Origin of the sequence: Acinetobacter lwoffii, from assembly GCF_024129355.1 — a bacterium.
Taxonomy (GTDB): Bacteria; Pseudomonadota; Gammaproteobacteria; order Pseudomonadales; family Moraxellaceae; genus Acinetobacter; species Acinetobacter lwoffii_I.
Genome location: NZ_JAMXXP010000076.1, coordinates 1 through 1,393 on the forward strand (window position 1 = coordinate 1; position 1,393 = coordinate 1,393).

Below are 1,393 nucleotides of genomic sequence, written 5' to 3' on the forward strand. Positions count from 1 at the left end.
ATGTACCAGATGAGCTATTAGATCTATCAGATATTCCTGAAATTACAGACTGAAGTAATGCTATTCGTCATGGGCAATTTTATTGTCCAGTAAAGCAACAAACCTCTGTTCGTCTTGATGCTGATGTACTTGCATGGTTAAAAGCACAAGGGAAAGGCTATCAGACACGCATGAATAAAATTCTGCGTGAAGCAATGTTAAAAGATTTAAAAAATCATTAATAAAAATGGGAGTTTAAGCTCCCATTTTTGATTTTCTAAAAACTTTAGGAAAATTTAAATTAATCTATAATTAGAATAGATTTTTTGATTAATTTCCTCTAATAAATTATTAGCTAGAATAATTTTTTCAGGGCTGTCTAAGCCGTCACAACGAAAAATAAAACTTGAATTTGCTTTCTCAACCGAAATCACATTCAGCCCAACAAAGTATTCATCCAGCTTTTTTAATTCAGAATGGCTAGGTTTGTGCAACAAAGCCATTTGGAGTTAGAAAAGTTCCGAATCCTGATCGGGATTTTTTTAGAAAATTTTTGGCAGTTTCTAAGAATATTGGATCATTTTTTGGTTTTTTTCTTATGGAAAAACCAAGCATGCAGATTTTTTGATTAAAGAAAGAGTGCAGTATTTCTATTTGAAGCTGCAATCTTTGACGCAATTTTGAGTTTAGTGAAGTTTGAATCAGACATTTTTTCTCAATACATGACGATCTCTAATCTTAACTTCAATTAAATGCTCAAATAAAAGAGTAATTATAAATGAGTCCTTGCGATTTAAGTTATTCATCGTCTTTGTGATGATCATTATCTAATAGCTTACAAGTAAAAATTATTGCTAATATGACTAGGCTAGAAGAAATACCAGCATATAAGTTGGCTAAAGTTCCACCAAAAACAACAATATCTTCTAAAAACAAGATGACTATAACTATAATAGATACATGTAATATAATAACTTTTAGATCATGAAACTTATTAATTGATAGTGTCTTAAGAAAAGAACTATTGTCAAAAATAGCTTGTTGAATAAATAATTTATAAAAACCTGCTGAAATTAAATGAAATGTAATAGCAATTAACGAGACATCGAGGATTTTTAAAAATTTAACAACAACTATTTTTACTTCAAAATTAGTTGCATATATATTTTTTATAATAAAAATTATTGCATCAATTAGAAGATATATAGTTGATAAATATAAAAAAATAGAAGATATTATGCAATTTATAATAACTATAATAACTAAAAATCTACTCTTTTCAAAAAAATTTTGTAGCACTTGATAACATCCCTTAAAATGAGGCTTTGTTGCATAAATATGTAAGCATCTGATTTAAATAAATTTAATTTTGGATCAAAAAATAATCAAAACTTTTAAAATCATATAGTTATGA

At 27.1% G+C, this 1,393-nt stretch carries 1 protein-coding gene and 1 pseudogene; one reads left to right on the plus strand and one right to left on the minus strand.

Annotation, left to right across the window (positions count from 1 at the left end):
• Positions 1-221: pseudogene (locus NI468_RS15985) on the plus strand (BrnA antitoxin family protein); the annotation flags it as partial.
• A 556-nt stretch (positions 222-777) separates the two neighbouring features.
• On the opposite strand, the gene NI468_RS15990 reads toward NI468_RS15985, so the two are convergent.
• Positions 778-1,278 carry a YqhA family protein gene (locus NI468_RS15990; protein ID WP_110976010.1) on the minus strand — a complete coding sequence of 167 codons (501 nt, stop codon included), beginning with the start codon at positions 1,276-1,278 and terminating at the stop codon, positions 778-780.
• Positions 1,279-1,393: the final 115 nt, after the last annotated feature.